The sequence below is a fragment of the Nonomuraea montanisoli genome (assembly GCF_013363975.1).
Taxonomy (GTDB): domain Bacteria; phylum Actinomycetota; class Actinomycetes; order Streptosporangiales; family Streptosporangiaceae; genus Nonomuraea; species Nonomuraea montanisoli.
The window spans coordinates 249,324-265,785 of record NZ_JABWGN010000004.1 but is presented as its reverse complement, the minus strand read 5'-3'; the positions used below and the strand labels follow the sequence as shown (position 1 = coordinate 265,785).

At 75.8% G+C, this 16,462-nt stretch carries 11 protein-coding genes; 2 read left to right on the top strand and 9 right to left on the bottom strand.

The features are described from left to right. The gene (locus tag HTZ77_RS11005; RefSeq protein ID WP_175589406.1) at window positions 1-2,001 is read left to right on the top strand and encodes a dipeptide ABC transporter ATP-binding protein; all 2,001 of its coding nucleotides are present in this window, start codon (window positions 1-3) and stop codon (window positions 1,999-2,001) included. Between the two features lie 26 nt (window positions 2,002-2,027). Here the strand turns inward: HTZ77_RS11005 and HTZ77_RS11000 are convergent, their stop codons facing one another. The 8 genes from HTZ77_RS11000 to HTZ77_RS10965 all read right to left on the bottom strand — a co-directional run bounded on the left by HTZ77_RS11000 (window position 2,028) and on the right by HTZ77_RS10965 (window position 14,294). Beyond that, window positions 2,028-3,383: a glutamine synthetase family protein gene (locus HTZ77_RS11000; protein ID WP_175589405.1), complete on the bottom strand. Its 1,356-nt coding sequence runs from the start codon at window positions 3,381-3,383 to the stop codon at window positions 2,028-2,030. Next, window positions 3,380-5,209, bottom strand: coding sequence for an IucA/IucC family protein (locus HTZ77_RS10995; RefSeq protein WP_175589404.1), 1,830 nt, complete (start codon window positions 5,207-5,209; stop codon window positions 3,380-3,382). The genes HTZ77_RS11000 and HTZ77_RS10995 overlap by 4 nt, the downstream gene beginning before the upstream one ends. After that, window positions 5,206-6,585, bottom strand: coding sequence for a lysine N(6)-hydroxylase/L-ornithine N(5)-oxygenase family protein (locus tag HTZ77_RS10990; protein ID WP_175589403.1), 1,380 nt, complete (start codon window positions 6,583-6,585; stop codon window positions 5,206-5,208). The genes HTZ77_RS10995 and HTZ77_RS10990 overlap by 4 nt, the downstream gene beginning before the upstream one ends. Next, window positions 6,582-8,474 carry an IucA/IucC family protein gene (locus tag HTZ77_RS10985; RefSeq protein WP_175589402.1) on the bottom strand — a complete coding sequence of 631 codons (1,893 nt, stop codon included), beginning with the start codon at window positions 8,472-8,474 and terminating at the stop codon, window positions 6,582-6,584. The genes HTZ77_RS10990 and HTZ77_RS10985 overlap by 4 nt, the downstream gene beginning before the upstream one ends. Beyond that, entirely contained in the window at window positions 8,471-10,051 is a 1,581-nt protein-coding gene (locus tag HTZ77_RS10980) for a pyridoxal phosphate-dependent decarboxylase family protein (protein WP_175589401.1), read from the bottom strand. The genes HTZ77_RS10985 and HTZ77_RS10980 overlap by 4 nt, the downstream gene beginning before the upstream one ends. Further along, on the bottom strand, window positions 10,048-11,463 hold the full coding sequence (locus HTZ77_RS10975; RefSeq protein WP_175589400.1) for a diaminobutyrate--2-oxoglutarate transaminase: 1,416 nt from the start codon (window positions 11,461-11,463) through the stop codon (window positions 10,048-10,050). Before HTZ77_RS10975 ends, HTZ77_RS10980 begins: the two co-directional genes overlap by 4 nt. Before the next feature lie 50 nt (window positions 11,464-11,513). Next, window positions 11,514-12,830 carry an alanine racemase gene (locus tag HTZ77_RS10970; RefSeq protein WP_175589399.1) on the bottom strand — a complete coding sequence of 439 codons (1,317 nt, stop codon included), beginning with the start codon at window positions 12,828-12,830 and terminating at the stop codon, window positions 11,514-11,516. Window positions 12,831-12,947: 117 nt separating this feature from the next. After that, window positions 12,948-14,294, bottom strand: coding sequence for an alpha/beta hydrolase (locus HTZ77_RS10965; protein WP_175589398.1), 1,347 nt, complete (start codon window positions 14,292-14,294; stop codon window positions 12,948-12,950). Window positions 14,295-14,428: 134 nt separating this feature from the next. Here HTZ77_RS10965 and HTZ77_RS10960 point away from each other — a divergent pair, with 134 nt between their 5' ends. Beyond that, window positions 14,429-15,691, top strand: coding sequence for a M48 family metalloprotease (locus HTZ77_RS10960; RefSeq protein WP_175589397.1), 1,263 nt, complete (start codon window positions 14,429-14,431; stop codon window positions 15,689-15,691). Between the two features lie 17 nt (window positions 15,692-15,708). On the opposite strand, the gene HTZ77_RS10955 is transcribed toward HTZ77_RS10960, so the two are convergent. Next, entirely contained in the window at window positions 15,709-16,374 is a 666-nt protein-coding gene (locus HTZ77_RS10955) for an alpha/beta fold hydrolase (RefSeq protein WP_175589396.1), read from the bottom strand. Window positions 16,375-16,462 lie beyond the last annotated feature (88 nt).

Genomic DNA, 16,462 nt, shown 5'->3' with positions numbered 1-16,462 from the left:
ATGAGCCTGTTGCGGCTTGTCGACCTCAGCACCGACATCGCGCTGCGCCGCGGCGCCGTCCACGCCCTCGACCACGTCAACCTCGAGGTACGGCAGGGCGAGACGCTCGGCGTGGTGGGGGAGTCCGGCAGCGGCAAGACCATGACCGTGCTGTCGGTCATGGGCCTGCTGCCGGCCGGCGGGCGGGTCGTGAACGGCCAGATCCTCTTCGACGGGCGTGACCTGCTGGCGATGGCGCCCGAGGAGCTGCGCCGGGTGCGCGGCGTGGAGATGGGCATGGTCTTCCAGGACCCGCTCACCTCGCTCAACCCCACCATGCGGATCGGGGCCCAGGTGTCCGAGCCGCTCCGGGTCCACCAGGGCGTGAGCAAGGCCGAGGCGCGCGACCGGGCCGTCGAGATCCTGCGCCGGGTCGGCATGCCCCGCCCCGACAAGGTCGTCGACGACTACCCGCACCAGCTCTCGGGCGGCATGCGCCAGCGCGCGGTCATCGCCATGGCGCTCATCCGCTCGCCGCGCCTGCTGATCGCCGACGAGCCGACCACGGCCCTGGACGTGACCACGCAGCGGCAGATCCTGGAGCTCATCGACGACCTGCGCGACGAGTTCAAGATGGCGGTCATCCTCGTCACCCACGACCTCGGGGTGATCGCCAGCCGCGCCGACCGGGTTGCCGTCATGTACGCCGGCCGGGTGGTGGAGACCGCGACCACCGAGGAGCTGTTCCGGGCGCCGCGCCACCGCTACACCGAGGCGCTCATGCACGCGCTGCCGGAGGCGGCGCAGGGCCGGGAGGGCAAGCTGTACTCCATCCCGGGCCTGCCGCCGGACCTGTCGCAGCCGCTCACCGGCTGCCGGTTCGCGCCCCGCTGCCGCAACGCCACCGACGCCTGCCGCGCCACCGACGTCCCGCTCGTCCGGGCCGCCGAGGACCACCTGTACGCCTGCCTGCACCCGGTGACCGAGGCCGTCGCCTTCGCCCCCCGCGGCGCGGGCGAGGCCCGGCCCTCTCGCGCGTCGGACACGATCCTGTCGGTGCGCGAGCTGGTCAAGGAGTACGACGCCGGCGGCAAGAGCCGCGTCAGCGCGGTGTCCGGCGTCTCCTTCGAGGTCAGGACCGGCGAGACGCTGGGGATCGTGGGCGAGTCCGGGTGCGGCAAGTCCACCGTGGGACGCCTGGTGGCCGGGCTGGAGGAGCCCACCGGCGGGCAGATCGTGCTGGACGGCACCGACATCGGCGCCCTGGACCGGCGGGCCCGCCGCCGCATGCACCGCGAGGTGCAGCTCATGTTCCAGGACAGCTACGCGGCGATGAACCCGCGCATGCGCATCGACGGCATCCTCACCGAGCCGCTGGAGATCCAGCAGGTCGGCGACCCGGCGGCCCGCCGTTCCCGGGTCACCCGGCTGCTGGACCAGGTGGGGCTGCCCACCCGGGCGCTGGAGCGCTACCCGCACGAGTTCTCCGGCGGGCAGCTCCAGCGGATCGGCCTGGCCCGCTCGCTGGCGCTGGAGCCGCGGCTGATCGTGGCCGACGAGCCGGTCAGCGCCCTGGACGTCTCCATCCAGGCGCAGGTCCTCAACCTGATGCGGGACCTGCAGGCGGAGCTGGGCCTGTCCTACGTCTTCATCAGCCACGACCTGTCGGTGGTGGACTACATGGCCGACCGGATCGCGGTCATGTACCTGGGCAAGCTCGTCGAGATCGGGCCGGCGAGCCAGGTGGTGCGCGCCGCGCGCCACCCCTACACCCAGGCCCTCATCGACGCGGTGCCCTCGCCCGACCCCGGGCACGCGCCCAGCCCCGCCACGGCCATCCGCGGCGAGCTGCCCAGCGCGATCGACCCGCCCACGGGCTGCCGCTTCCGCACCCGCTGCCCGCTGGCCCAGGACATCTGCACGACCGAGCCGCCGCTGGCGGGCGGCCCGCACCAGGTGGCCTGCCACTTCCCGCTCCGCCCGGAAGCCACGGCCACGGCCACGGCCACGGCCGCGCCGTGATCGTGCGGCGCGGGACCGGCGGCAGGTCACAGGCGTTCGAAGCCGCGGACGCGTTCCCAGTCCGTGACCGCCGACTCGAAGGCCGCCAGCTCGGCCCGCGCCGCCGCCGCGTAGTGCCCGGCCACCGCGTCGCCGAACACCTTCGCCGCCGGCCCGCCCTCCCAGCGGCGCAGCGCCTCGCCCAGCGTCGCGGGCAGCCGCGGCACCGACGGGTCGGCCAGCGCGTTGCCGGGGTGCGGCGCGGGCAGCGGCAGCCGGTGCTCGATCCCGTACAGCCCGGCGGCGATCACGGCGGCCACGGCGAGGTACGGGTTGGCGTCGCCGCCCGGCACCCGGTGCTCCAGGCGCAGGGAGGCGCCCGACCCGACGACCCGGACCGGGCACGTCCGGTTGTCCCGCCCCCAGGCGATCCCCGTGGGGGCGAACGCGCCGGGCCGCAGCCGCTTGTAGGAGTTGACGTTCGGCGCCATGAGCAGCGTCAGCTCCGGCAGGCAGGCGAGCTGCCCGGCGACGAAGTGCCGGAACAGCTCCGACATCCCGTCACCCGCGCCCGCGTCGGCGAACACCGGTGAGCCGTCGGCGCCGCGCAGCGACAGGTGGACGTGGCAGGAGTTGCCCTCGCCCTCGTCGAACTTCGGCATGAACGTGAGCGCCACCCCCTCCTGCTCGGCGATCCGCTTGGCGCCGTTCTTGAACAGGACGTGCTTGTCGCACGTGGCCATCGCCTCGTCGTACCGGAACACGATCTCGTACTGCCCGGGATGGCACTCCCCGCGCGCGGTCTCCATCGTCAGGCCGGCGCGGACCATCTCCCGGCGGATCCGGCGCACCACCGGCTCCACCTCGGACAACCCGTGCAGCGCGTAGTCGACGTTGTAGCGGGTGCCGGTCTCCAGGCCGTGGTAGCGCCGCTCCCAGGCGTCCCGGTACGACCCGCGGAACACCAGGAACTCCAGCTCGGTGCCGGCCAGCGCCGTCAGGCCGCGCTCGGCCAGCCGGTCGAGCTGGGCCCGCAGCACCCGCCGGGGCGCCACCTCCACCGGCTCGCCGCCCGGCCACACGGCGTCGGCGACGACGAGCGCCGTGCCGGGATCCCACGGCAGCGTCCGCAGTGTCCCGGGGTCCGGCCGCAGGACGAAGTCCCCGAAACCCGCCTGCCAGGCGTCGATCGCGTACCCGGGGCCGGTCGCCATCTCCACGTCGGCGGCCAGCAGGTACACGCACGCGCCGAACCCGTCCCGCGCCACCTCCTCCAGGAAGTACGGCACCGACATGCGGCTGCCCTGCAGCCGCCCCTGCAGGTCGGGGACGGCGACGATCACCTCCTCCACGCGCCCGGCGGCGGCCTCCTCGCGCAGCCGTTCGTAGCCGATCACGCTCATCGCTCCTCCCGGGAGCCGGCGCGCGGCCCGGGGACGCGCGCGCGGAAGAGGGGGTTGGGGACCGTGCCGTGGACGACGTCGAAGCCCTCGTCGCGTTCGGCCCGGTCGTGGAAGCCGCCGCCGAGGAGCTGCTCCCGGTTGAGCGCCACCCGGTCGAAGGACGGGGCCAGCAGCCCGAACGCCTCCGCCCGGCCGGCGTCCTCCGGGAAGCGGGCGTGATGGCGCTCGACCTCCTCGCGGACCATCCGCCAGAACGCGTGCTCCGGCACGCCCAGGTGCTCCTCGGCCAGCGGCGCCAGGAACCGGAAGTGCCCGGCGAACACCGCGCTCAGCAGCGAGTGCGCCAGCTCGCCGGCCGGCCAGCGCAGCAGCACCGCGCGGGCCTGGTCCGACAATCCGGCGTAGGCGGGCAGGTCCTCCGGCAGCAGGTTCACGTCCTCGGCGAAGTCCTTCACCGCGACCCCGACCGGCACGTCGGCGGCGTCGTAGAGGATCACCGTGTTCTCGCCGTGCGGGCAGAACGCCACCCCGTGCCGGTAGAGGTGGCGCAGCAGGCCCGGCAGCAGGGCCGAGAACAGCCGGGCCAGCCAGGCGGACGGCGCGAGCCCCGACCGCGACACCAGCTCGGCGGCCAGGGCCCGGCCGTCCGAGCCGACCGCGAGCAGCGCCGCCATGGTCCGCGCCCGCTCGCCCGGGCGCAGCAGCCCGGTCACCGGCTGGCGCCACACCGCGCCGAGCAGTTCGTGGTAGCGGTACGGGGCGTCGGGCACGGACGCGTACAGGGGGTGGCGCACGGCCACGGACGCCACCTCGCCGAGCGGGTGGAAGCGCAGCTCGTCGCGCAGGTACGGGTCGGACTCGCGCAGCGCGAGCAGCCACGCGCTCACGTCGGGCGCGGCCCGCGTCGGCTCCGTGGACAGGCCGCGCCAGACCAGCGTGTTGCGGATGAGCAGCGGCACCTTGACGTTGCGCCGCTCCGGGCGGTCCAGGTTGGCGAGGGTGCGGATCGACTGGAGCGGCCGGTAGCGGTCGGGGCCCTCGCCGAGCGGCACGATCCGGCCGTCGGCGAGGTACGGGGCGAACAGCGGCTCGACCGCCTCGTCCCAGTGGAACGGGTGGACGGGCAGCCACGTGAACGCGGCCGGGTCGAGCCCGCCGCGCGCCGCCGCCTCCTCCAGGACGACGGCGAATTCCTTGCGGACCTCCTCATCCAGCTCCTCCGCCAGCAGCGTCCGCGCGTCCAGCCCCGGGACACCGGAGTACGCGGCCAGCGACGCGTGGACGGCGGCCCACCGCAGGCGCACCGACCCGGCGGCCTCGGGGGCGTAGGCGGCGGCGTCGGAGGCCGAGAAGCCCAGGCGGCCCTTGTTGAGCAGCATGCAGGGATGGCCGTGCTGGTGCGCCTCCAGGTCGAGGTGGTCCAGGTCGGCCAGTTTGGCGGCGGGCCGGGCGCGGGAGAGGATCTCGGCCTCGGCGCGGCGGGTGGCGGTCAGCTCGCGCAGCGCCTCGGCCGTGGTAGGGCCGTCCCAGCCGAGGACCGCGCGGGCGTCGAGCAGCAGCCGCTCGGGCCCGTCCGCCGCGTCCCCGGGGTCGGGGTGGCGGCGCGGCGTGCCGGGCTCGACCCGCCACGAGCCGAACGACCCGCGCGCCGCCCGGAAACTCCATTTCACCCCGCCGCCCAGCTCCAGCAGGTGACCGCCGTCCGTCCCGTCCGGCCGCGGGACCAGCAGCTCCTCGTAGGCGAACTCCTCGATCGCCTTGACCAGCAGCCGCCGCCCGGCCTCCGCCCACGCCTCGTGCCACGTGCCGCGCGCGACCCCGCTCACCTCGCGCTCCCTTCCGAGCGGGCCTCGGACCCGGTGAGCGCGGGCTCGGCCGGGGGCGGGGGCTCGGGAGCGCCGAACGTGGTCCACGCGGCCCGCGCCGGCACCGGCACCACGGTGCGTCCGGCGGCGGCGTTGAGGATCGTGGCCGCCCGCCACGCGCCCAGCGTCAGGTCCGGCGCGCCCACCCCGTGCGTGTGCGTCTCCGCGTTCTGGACGTACAGCTCGCCCGGCACCCGCGGGTCGAGCGCCACCCGGTAGTCGCCGTCCACCTGGTAACGGCCCCGCTCGTCCCAGTCGACCAGCTCGGCCAGCGGCTCCAGGAACGCGGGCCGCGCCGCCGCGTACCCGGTGGCCAGCACCACGGCCGAGGTCCGCACCTCGAACGTGGTGCCCTGCTCCCGGTGCCGGCAGGTCAGGGCGTAACCGTCGTCGCGCTCGGCCGCCGCCACCACCTCCACCCCGGGGTGCAGCGCGGCGCGCGGCTCGGCGCCGCCGATGGTCCGCTCGTACAGCTCGTCGTGGATGTCGCCGAGCGTCTCGCCGCTGACGCCCTTGTAGAGCTGCCACTGCTCGCGGACCAGCCGGTCGCGCGCGGCCTCGGGCAGGTGGCGGAAGTAGCGCACGTAGTCGGGGGTGAAGTGCTCCAGGCCCAGCTTCGAGTACTCCATGGGGGCGAACGCCGGGGTGCGGGCCAGCCAGCGGACGTACGGACCGCCGTGACCCCGCCCGTCCTGGTGGCGCAGCAGGTCCAGCACGATCTCGGCGCCCGACTGCCCGGCGCCGACCACCGTGACGTCGGGGGCGGCGGCCAGCGCGGCCCGGTGCGCGCGGTAGTCGGCGCTGTGCAGCACCCGCCCCGCGTGGGCGCCGCCCAGCAGCGGGCGCAGCGGCTCCGGCACGACCGGCGCCGTCCCGACGCCCAGCACCACCCGCCGGGCGTGCGCGCGCGAGACCGCTCCGGCCGCCGAGCGGTACGTCAGCGCGAACGCCCCGGCCGCGCCGTCCCACTCCAGCGCGGTGACCTGGGCGTCGAACCGGCACGACGGCAGCCGCTCGGCCACCCAGCGGCAGTAGTGGTCGTACTCGCGGCGCGGGATGTGGAAGCGCTCGGAGAAGAAGAACGGGAACATCCGGTCGTGGCTGCGCAGGTAGTTGAGGTACGACCAGGGGCTCGTCGGGTCGGCCATGGTGACCAGGTCCGCGAGGAACGGCACCTGCAGCACCGTGCCCTCCACCAGCAGGCCGGGATGCCACGAGAAGGCCGGCTTGGCGTCGAGGAACAGGGCCCGCATGCCGGGGACGCCGTCGCCCAGGGCGGCCAGCGACAGGTTGAACGGGCCTATGCCGACACCGGCCAGGTCGTAGGGGGCGGTCACCGCTGCACCTCCGGGAGGGGGTTGGGAAGGTCGATGTAGACGGACTGGGAGTGGACGTCGCCGGCGAGCTCGTCGCGGCCGTCCACACAGGTGAGGTGGTTGCCCTTGCAGCGCAGCACCGGGGCGTCGAGCAGCAGCCCGAGCAGGCCCTTGGCGCCGGGCTCGGCCGCGCGCAGCCGCTCCAGCGCCGCGCGCAGCACCCGCAGCAGGTCCTCCTCGGCGGCCAGGCCCAGCGCGCCGAACGCGCCGACCACGCCCAGCAGGTTGCCGATGCCCAGGTAGTACGCCACCCGCTCGTCCACGAACGCGTCGTCGAAGACCAGGGCCACGCCGTCGGTCAGGCCGGGCACCAGGCGCTCCAGCTCGCCGGCGCGGGAGGCGGCCACGTAGTAGCCCTGGCTGTCGCGGTACCAGCCGGCCCGGGGCAGGCCGTCGGCGTCGAGCGCCACCAGGGTGTTCTGGTGGTGCGGCTCCAGCGCGACGCCGTACCTCGCCTGGAGGCGGATCAGGGGGACGGCGAGCACGTCGAGGTAGTGGGCCAGCCACAGCGCGGACGCCGCGGCGACGGACAGGCCGTGGGCGCGGGCGGCGCGTTCCACGGCGGCCGACAGGAGCGCCCGGTGGCGGGGCGGGGAGCCGTCGCCGGGGCCGGTGCGCTCGGCGAGCAGCCCGGCCACGCACAGCGCCCCGCCCGCGCCGCCCCGGAACGGGTTGTCGCGGACGGCGGTCTCGAAGCCGGTCTCGGCGTCCCCGGCTCCCGCGCCTCCCACAGCCACCCAGGCGAAGTCGCGCAGGATCCCGAACGCGGGGTGCTCGGCGCGCAGCCACGCGGCGGGCCCGGCGGCCAGCAGCCGGGCGGCCCGCACGCCGAGGCGCAGCTCGCCGCGCAGGTTCTCGCGGCGGGAGTTGGTGATCCGCATGCCGAGCGACAGCTTCAGCATCACCTCCGTGTCCGCCCGGTACACCGTGCGGACCGAGGAGGTCGGGTGCCAGTCCGGGCCGGCGGGCCCGAGCGGCCGCAGCAGGCCGGCCTCCACGAGGGCCGCCACCGCCGGGCGGCGCATGACCTCGCGCGCCTGCCACGGATGGGCGGGCACGGGCGTCCAGCCGTCCGGCAGGCCGAGCCCGGCCGGGGCGATCCGCCGGCACAGCTCCGCGGGGTCGTGGCCGTCCGCGCTCTCGCCGGTCACGACGCCGGGGGCGGCGGCGAACCAGTGCAGCGGGAACGAGCCGCGCAGCTCGGGGGAGTACGCGGCCAGCTCGCCGGCGGACGCCTCCTCGCGGCTCTTGGGCGCGGGGTGGAACGGATGTCCCAGCAGCAGCGCCTGCTCGGCCCGGAGAAATGCGTCCGTGACCGGGGGCCTTGCCGCGCCGGGGGCCACGCTGGTGCTCGGTGGGCTGCCCGTGCCGGGGGCCGCGCTGGCGGGCGGGGAGCTCGCCGTGCCGGAGAGCGGCTGCGCGTCGGGGAAGGCGGCCGTGTCGACGGGCGTGTCCGGGCCCTCGGCGCGGCGGCCCGCCAGGTGCGCGGTGACGCGGCGGGCGGAGTCGAGCACCCGGGAGGTGGCGTCGGACACCCGGTGGGCGGGCAGCCCGGCGCGCGCGGCGGTCTCGCGCACGACGACCGCCGCGACCAGCGCCACCCCGGCGGCCGCCGGTCCACCGCCGGCCAGGTACGGCTCGCCGAAGCGGTGCCAGCCGGTCGCGGACCGGTGGCGCACCGGGACCCGCAGCCGCACCCCGGCAGCGGGGAAGTCCAGGACGAGCTCCTCGCCGGGGGCGGGCACCGGGATCGCCAGGTCGCGCACGTACGCCCGCACCAGCGTCTCCGTGGCCGCCGCCTCCCCGGCCCGCGCCACGTCGGGATGGTCGAGCGGGTCGGGGGCGTTCACGAGAGACCCGCCTCCTCGGCCTCGCCCGCCGACGCCACCAGGCGGACCAGCCGCTCGACCTCGACGGCCGTGGTGTGCGGGTTCAGCAGGGTGAGCTTCAGCCGCACGCGCCCGCCTCCGGTGCCGGACGCGTGGTCGGCGGGAAGCTCGGTGCGGCCGACCACCGCCAGCCCCTCGCGCAGCAGGCGGCGCCGCAGCGCGGCGTTCACCTCGTCCGCGCGCCCCGGGTCGCGGGGCAGGTAGCGGAACAGGAACGCCGTCAGCACCGGCTCGGTGTGCAACTCCAGGCGCGAGTGGGCGCGCACCGCCGCCGCGCCCGCGCGGGCGAGGTCGTGGCAGGCGTCCACCAGCCGCCCGAGCCCGTCCCGGCCCAGCGTCCGCAACGTGACCGCGATCTTGAACGCGTCGGCCCGGCGCGTGGTGCGCAGCGAGCGGCCCAGCAGGCTCGGGTAGCCGGCCTCCTCGTCGTCGGCCGGGTTGAGGTAGGCGGCGCGCCGGGCCAGCGACGCGTACGTCTCCTCCCGCCGTACCAGGAACACCCCCGCCGCCGCGGGCTGCCAGCCGAGCTTGTGCCAGTCCAGGGAGATCGAGTCGGCCAGCTCCACGCCCGCCAGCAGCGGCGCGAGCCGGTCCGACAGCAGCGCCCCCCCGCCGTAGGCGGCGTCCACGTGCAGCCACGCGCCGTGCTCGGCGGCCAGGGCCGCGCACGCGGGCAAGGGGTCGATCGCGCCCGTGTCGGTGGTCCCGGCCGTGGCGACCACCGCGACCGGCGGCTCGCCCCGCCGCGCGGCCTCCCGCAGGGCGCGGTCCAACGCGGCCGGGTCCATCCGCAGCTCCCGGTCCACGGGGACGGCGACGACCGCGTCCTCGCCGAGCCCGAGCAGGGCGGCGGCCCGGCGCACGGAGAAGTGGGCGGCGGCCGAGGCGAAGATCCTCGGCCGGACCCGCCCGGACAGGCCGCGGAGCTGGACCGGCTCCCCGGTGACCCGCTCCAGGACGCGGTCGCGGGCCAGCATCAGGCCCATCACGTTGGACTCGGTGCCGCCGGAGGTCAGCACGCCCGCGGCCGTGCCGGGGTAGCCGGCGAGCCCGGCCAGCTCCCGCAGCAGCAGCGTCTCCAGCTCGGTCGCCGCGGGGGCCTGGTCCCAGGAGTCCAGGGACGGGTTCAGCGCGGAGACGGCCAGGTCGGCGGCCACGGCGACGGCCAGCGGCGGGCAGTGCAGGTGCGCGGCGCAGGCGGGGTCGGCCGGGTCGGCCGCGCCGTACGCCAGCAGCTCGGTCAGGCGGCCGAGGGCCTCCTCGCCGCGCGTCTCCGCCAGGGTGCGGGCGACCCGCGCGGCCAGGGCCTCAGGGGTCTCGGCGGGCACGGGCCCGCCCCGCCGCGCCGCCCCGGCGGCCAGCCCGTCGAGCACGTCCCGCACCGCCGCCGCCAGCGCCTCGCCCGGTCGCACCGAGGCGAGCCCATCGCCCGCCCCCGCCGCGAGCGCGCCCGGGGGCGTGACCGACACACGAGGACCGGCTTGCGCGGTCGGCTCCTCGGCGCCGGCCTGTGCCGGCTCCCGCAAGGTGTCGGTCATGCGAGCCGTCCCGCCAGGCGGGGGGCCGTCACCGCGGCGACCGCGTCGGCCAGCCGGTCCACGACCGCCTCCGCCTGCTCGTCCGTGATGACCAGCGGCGGAAGCAGCCGCACCGTGGAGTCGTACCGGCCGCCGAGCTCCACGATGAGCCCGCGCTCCAGGCACGCCGCGCGGACCTCGGCCGCCGTGCGCGGCGCCGCGGGGAACGCCCCGCACGCGTCGGGCTCGCCGCCCGGGTCCACCAGCTCGACGCCGAGCATCAGCCCACGCCCCCGCACGTCGCCGACCACCGGCAGCTCGTCGCGCAGCGCGCCGAGCCGGTCCAGCATCCGGCCGCCGACCTCGGCGGCGCGCCCGGCCAGGCCCTCGCGGGCGACGTGGCGCAGCGTGGCCGTGCCGGCCGCCATGGCCAGCGTGTTGCCGCGGAACGTTCCCGTGTGCGCGCCCGGCAGCCACCCGTCGTAGTCCTCGTGGTAGACGATGACCGCGAGCGGCAGGCTGCCGCCGATCGCCTTGGACAGCACCATGACGTCCGGCACGATCCCGCTGTGCTCCACCGCCCAGAAGGCCCCGGTGCGTCCGACACCGGTCTGCACCTCGTCCACGACGAGCGGGATCTCGCGTTCGGCCGTGATCCGCCGCATCTCCCGCAGCCAGGAGTCGGGCGCCGGCACCGCGCCGCCCTCGCCCTGCACCGCCTCCACGATCATCGCCGCGGGCGGCACGACGCCACCCGCCGGGTCGTCGAGCAGCCGCTGCGTGTACGCCGCCGACAGCCGCGCCCCCGCCTGCCCGCCCACGCCGAACGGGCAGCGGTACGGGTACGGGTACGGCAGCCGCGTCACGTCGGCCGCGATGCCGGCCACGGGCTCCTTGACCGCGACGTTCGCGGTCGCGGCCAGGGCCCCGAGGGTCATGCCGTGATAGCCGCCGGTGAAGGCGAGCAGGCCGCGGCGGCCGGTGGCGGTCTGCATGAGCTTCAGCGCCGCCTCCACCGCGTCGGTCCCGGCGGGCCCGCAGAAGTGGATCCGCGCCCGGTCGGCCAGCCCGCGCGGCAGCGTGGCGAACAGCTCCTCCACGAACGCGTCCTTCTCCGGCGTCGCCAGGTCGAGGACGTGCAGCGGGGCCCCGCTGTCGAGCGTGCGCCGGATCGCCTCCAGGACCACCGGGTGGTTGTGGCCGAGGGCGAGGGTGCCCGCGCCGGACAGGCAGTCGAGGTAGCGGCGGCCGTCGGCGCCCTCGACCACCATGCCCTCGGCGCGTACCGGGACGATCGGGAAGGACCGGGCGTAGGTGCGGGCGGAGGACTCGCGGTCACGCTGACGGCGCAGCACCGCCGCGCCGGCGTCGTCGGGAGAGGCGAAGGGGTCGAGGGCGGAGTCCGGGGCCAGGTCGGCCGGATGCGCGGTCATGGGTCTCCAGATAGTGGACGGACAGGGAGGAAGCCGGAACCCGGCGGGAGTCACAGCAGGTGGCGCTCGGCGACGGGGTGGCCGAGGAAGCGGTGCATGGCGAACTCCCAGCCGTAGGAGCCGGCGTACGGGAAGACGACGATGTCGCCGGCGCGCACCCGGTCCACCCGGACGTCGCGCAGCAGCGTGTCCTCGGGGGTGCACAGCTCGCCGGTGACGGTCACCTCGGTGTCGGTCAGGGCGGGACGCGGACAGTCCTCGGGCCAGTCCTCGACGGGCAGCACCGCCATGTTGTGCACGATGTCCCAGGAGGTGGGGAGCTGGAAGTGGTTGATGCCGCCGCGGATCAGCACGTACGACGCCCCGTACGAGGTCTTCACGTCGATCGCCTCGGCGGCGTACCAGCCGCAGTCGGCGACCAGGTAGCGGCCCGGCTCCAGCAGCACGCGGACGCCGGGTGGCGGCTCCACCTGGGCGGCCAGCTCGCCGAAGCGGGCGACGTCGAACGGCTTCTCGCCCTCGAAGGCCACCCCGATGCCGCCGCCCACGTCCACGAGGCGCAGGTCGACGCCGCACGCGCGGGCGGTGCGGGTGCTCCACTCCACGCACCAGCGCAGGTACGCGGCGTGGGCGTCGGCGTCGAGGTTGCCGGAGGCCGCGTGCACGTGGAAGCCGACCAGGTCGAGGCCGGGGAGCCGGGCCGCGGCGCGCAGCACGTCCGGCACGTCCGGCTCGGCCACGCCGAACTGGGACGGGACGCCGCCCATCCGCAGCGAGCCGGTGACGGGGATCGAGGCGGGGTTCACCCGCAGCGTCACCCGGGCGCGGACGCCCTCGGCGACGGCGATGGCGCTGATCCGGTGCAGCTCCAGCAGGCTCTCGGCGTTGATCGCCTCGACCCGTGCCCGGATGAGCGCGGCCAGGAAGGGCGGCGACTTGGCCGGGCCCGCCGCCACGACGGGAGCCGGCGCGGAACGCCGCATGGCCGCCGCCGCGACGGGGGCCGGGGCGGAACTCCGCGTGGCCGCCGCCTCCCGCCCCGGCCGGTCCGCCGTGGGACGGGCGCTGAGGGCGAGGTCGAGCTCGGCCCGGGAAGCCACCTCGAACCCGTCGACATGCGGGGCCAGGGCGGCGACGACGCCAGGGAAGGAGTTGGCCTTGACGGCGTAGTGGACGGCCGCCCAGCCGGGTAAGGCGGCCCGCAGCTCGCGGGCGCGCTCGGCGGCCACCTCGCCGTCGTAGACGTAGGCCGACACCGGGGTGCCGGCCGAGGCGAGGTGGAGGAGGAGTCGGCGGAGCCGGGCGGGGAGCACGTCCACCGGGTAGGCGGAGCGCGGCGCGGCGGAAGGCGGGAACTGCACGGACATGAAGCTTCTGCCTCCGAAGTATTAGGTAAGGCTAACCTAAACTGCGGATCATGGCTTGGCAAGGCCCCGTCCGTGTGATCTACAACGTAAAGGCTCCGGCTCGGCGTGCCGCGAATGTCAGGAAACGGTCGGGCAGCGGGCGGGTGGCGTGCCGTACGCGTACTGGAGGAAATCGGTCAGGTAGGCCGGCCAGGAGTTCCAGTCGTGGCCGCCCGCGCTGTAGCAGTAGCGGTGGCCGACGCCGAGGCCGGTCAGCGTGGCGTCGAAGGCGGCGGCGTACGAGCCGAGGATGTACTCGTTCACCGTCGTCGCGCCGGTCACCGCCGATGAGGTGGTGCTGTAACCGCAGCCGGACGGCGCCGGCCCCGTGCCGTGGCCGGGCGGGTCGGCCGCGGCGGGGGCACAGCCTCCCGCGTACACGGCGAGCCGGCCGTTGAACGGCGCGTACCTCCCCTGCGTGGCGAGCGTGGCCGGGTTGGCCGAGGGCCAGTCGTACACGGTGCGTCCGCCGGAGACGGTCGTGGTGTGCGGGCCGAACAGCGTGTCCAGCCGATAGAGACGCTGCACGTCCTGGTCGAGCACGAGCACGCCGCCGGCGTCGTACTTGTTGACCCGGAACGCGCCGTCGAGCAGGTCGAGAGGCGCGATCGCGGCGCCGGCCTGCCACATGGAGTCGGAGATCGTGCCCTGTGCGGGCCTGGCCCGCAGCTCGATGCCGGGCGACAGCGCGCCGACGACCGAGAACACGTCGGGGTGCGCGGCGGCGTAGCGCAGCGTGCCGTACCCGCCCATCGACACCCCCGCCAGCCCGCGCCCCGACCGGTCGGCGACGGTGGCGAAGTTCGCGTCGATCCAGGGGACGAGCTGGGAGATGTGGTACGTCTCCCATCTGGGCGCGAAGAAGCCGTCGGTGCGGCCCGCCCAGTCGGCGTACCAGCCGCTCCGGCCACCGGTCGGCATGACCACGATCCCGTCGTACGGGTGCCCGGGGACCTCGGCCAGCAGCGACACCAGGTCCGTCTTGGTGGTCCACTCGTCGTGGGCGTCGCCTCCGCCGTTGATCAGGTAGAGGGAGCGGTGGCGGGGGGAGGCGGCGGGGTCGTAGCCCGGGGGGAGGTAGACCCGGACGGTGATCGGCTCGGCCAGGGGGCTGATGACCGGGGTCCCGCCGGACGCCTGGAAGATCGCGGTCGAGGTCATGGTGACGTCGCGCAGCTCGGACCCGTCGCGCTGCGGGTGCCGTTCGACGCGCAAACAGGTGATGCCGTACGCGTCGGGCGCGGGCAGGACGCCCGAGCAGCCGGCGGCGTGGGCGCTCTGTGCGGCTTGCGCGGGCGGCGCGATCGCCGGCGCGGCGAGAAGGCCGGAGAGAAGGCCGGTGAGAAGCGGGGGGAGCAGCGGGGTGAGCAGGGCCGCGGCAAGGGCGCGGACCGGCCGGCGGGAGCGGGGGATGGGGCGTCGCACGGATCCTCCTCGGCGCACGACAGGGCCGAACGGCCGCTTGGTCAGTGCCTGGGATCATGGCATCAGTGATCCGCCCGTGCCGTCAATGGCCGGTGTGCGAACGGCGGGGCGCCGGCCGTGCCACACTCGCGATCATGTCTTCTCACACCCCCTGTCCCCAGTGCTCCGCCGACATCGTCCGGGACGGCCGCTACGCCGTCTGGTGCCCGTCGTGCGAATGGAACCTCGCCGAGGAGTTACCCGGCAGTCGGTCCCTCGGGGCCGTGCTCGCGGACCGGCTCACCGCCGGGCAGCATGCCCACGTCCTGCGCCGCGGCGCCGCGCTGGAGGGCGGCGGGCTCTCCCGAGCGGTGGCCATGCTGCTGGCGGTGCTGATCCACCTGATCACCGCCGGCTGCCTGGTGGCGGCGGCGGTGATCGTCGTCGCGGTGCCGAACATCGTGGGCGTCCTCCTGGCCGTGCTCCTGCTGGGCACGGCGTGGCTGATGCGGCCCCGGCTCGGCCGCCTGCCCGCCGGCCCTCACCTCCTCGGCCGCGACCGCGCGCCGCGCCTGTTCGGCCTGCTGGACCGGGTCGGCGCCGAGGTGGGCGCGCCGCCGGTCGACGTGGTGTTCGTCTCGGCCGAGTACAACGCCGCGTACGCGCGGATCGGGCTGCGCGGCAGGCGGGCCCTCATCCTCGGCGCGCCCCTCTGGGCGATACTGGGCCCGCAGGAGAAGGTGGCGCTCCTGGGGCACGAGCTCAGCCACTCCAGCAACGGCGACGTCCGTGAGGGGCGCCTCACCGGGACCGCGATCCGCGCTCTGGAGGAGGTCCACGAGGTCGTCCGGGCGGTCGCGCGCGGCGGCAGGGATTCCGCCGAGGTGACGGCGCAGAGCTTCGTCGCCATGCTCTCCCTCGCGCTGGCGGCCCTCATGTGGCTGGCCGGGCTCGTGCTGCGGATGCTCGGGTTCCTCCTGCTGGCCGTGTCGATGCGCGCGTCGCGGCAGGGGGAGTACGTCGCCGACGAGCGGGCCGCCCGGGTGGCGTCGTCCGAGGCGGCGGCCGTCATGCTGGACCGCCTGGCCACCGCGCGCGTCGAGCTGGGCGAGCTGAGCTGGCTCGCCGCCTCGTTCGGCACGTCCGTGTGGTCGCGGCTGCCCGAGAAGCACGGCCAGGTGCCGGAGCACGAGCTGGAGCGGCGGCGCCGGCTGGAGGCCCGGACGCGGGGGCACGTCTTCCACTCGCACCCGCCGACCCACCTGCGGGTGGAGTTCGTCCGCTCCCTGGGGTACGCGGCGCCCGTCGTGGAACTGGGCGAGGAGGAGGAGTCGGCCGTCGAGGCGGAGCTGGCGCCGCGCTTCGCCGCCATCGCCACGGCCCTCGGCGAGGAGCGGCGGGAGGTGTCCTACGCCTGACCCGGCTCTCCCCGGGCTCAGGCGGCGCCGAGCAGGACCTTGACCAGCTCGTCGGGGGCGTCGCGCATGAGGTTGTGGCCGCCGGCCAGGTCGTGGACCGTCCACGCCGGGTCGTGCCGCAGCCGGTCACGGAAGACGGTGAACGGCGACTCGCCGTCCCAGCCGGTCGCGTACGCGTAGTCCCTGCGGCGCACGTGCGCGAGGTCGCCGGTGAGCCGCAGGCGCTGCAGCACCGAGGCGATCGGGTGGGCCGTGGCGCGCGGGTCGAAGAAGGGCAGGGGGCGCGTCGCGTAGCCGGTGTCGTCCACGTCGGCGTACCAGCGGCGCTCCTCGTCGCGGACGAGCGACCAGCAGGAGTCGCCGTCGGAGGGGACGACCGCGTCGAGGTAGACCAGCGCGCCGGCCCGCCCGGGGGCGCGGTCGGCGGCGCCGGTGATCACCATGCCGCCGTAGCTGTGGCCGACGAGCACGGCGTCCTCGACCTCCTCGACCTCCAGCAGGGCGGTCACGTCCCGGACGTGGGTGTCGAGGTTGACCCCGCCGGTCAGGAGGTGGTGGCGTTCGGCCACCCCGGTGAGGGTGACCGGGATGACGCGGTGGCCGTGGGAGCGCAGCCGCTCGGTGACGGGGGCGAAGCTCCAGCCGCCGTGGCACATGCCGGGGACGAGGACGTAGGTGGCCATGGTGAGTGCTCTCTGTCGCTGGGTCCGGTCGTTCCCCTCCAGGGTGCCCCCGGCGACTGTCAGAAGTCCAAGAGATGATCGCGATGGC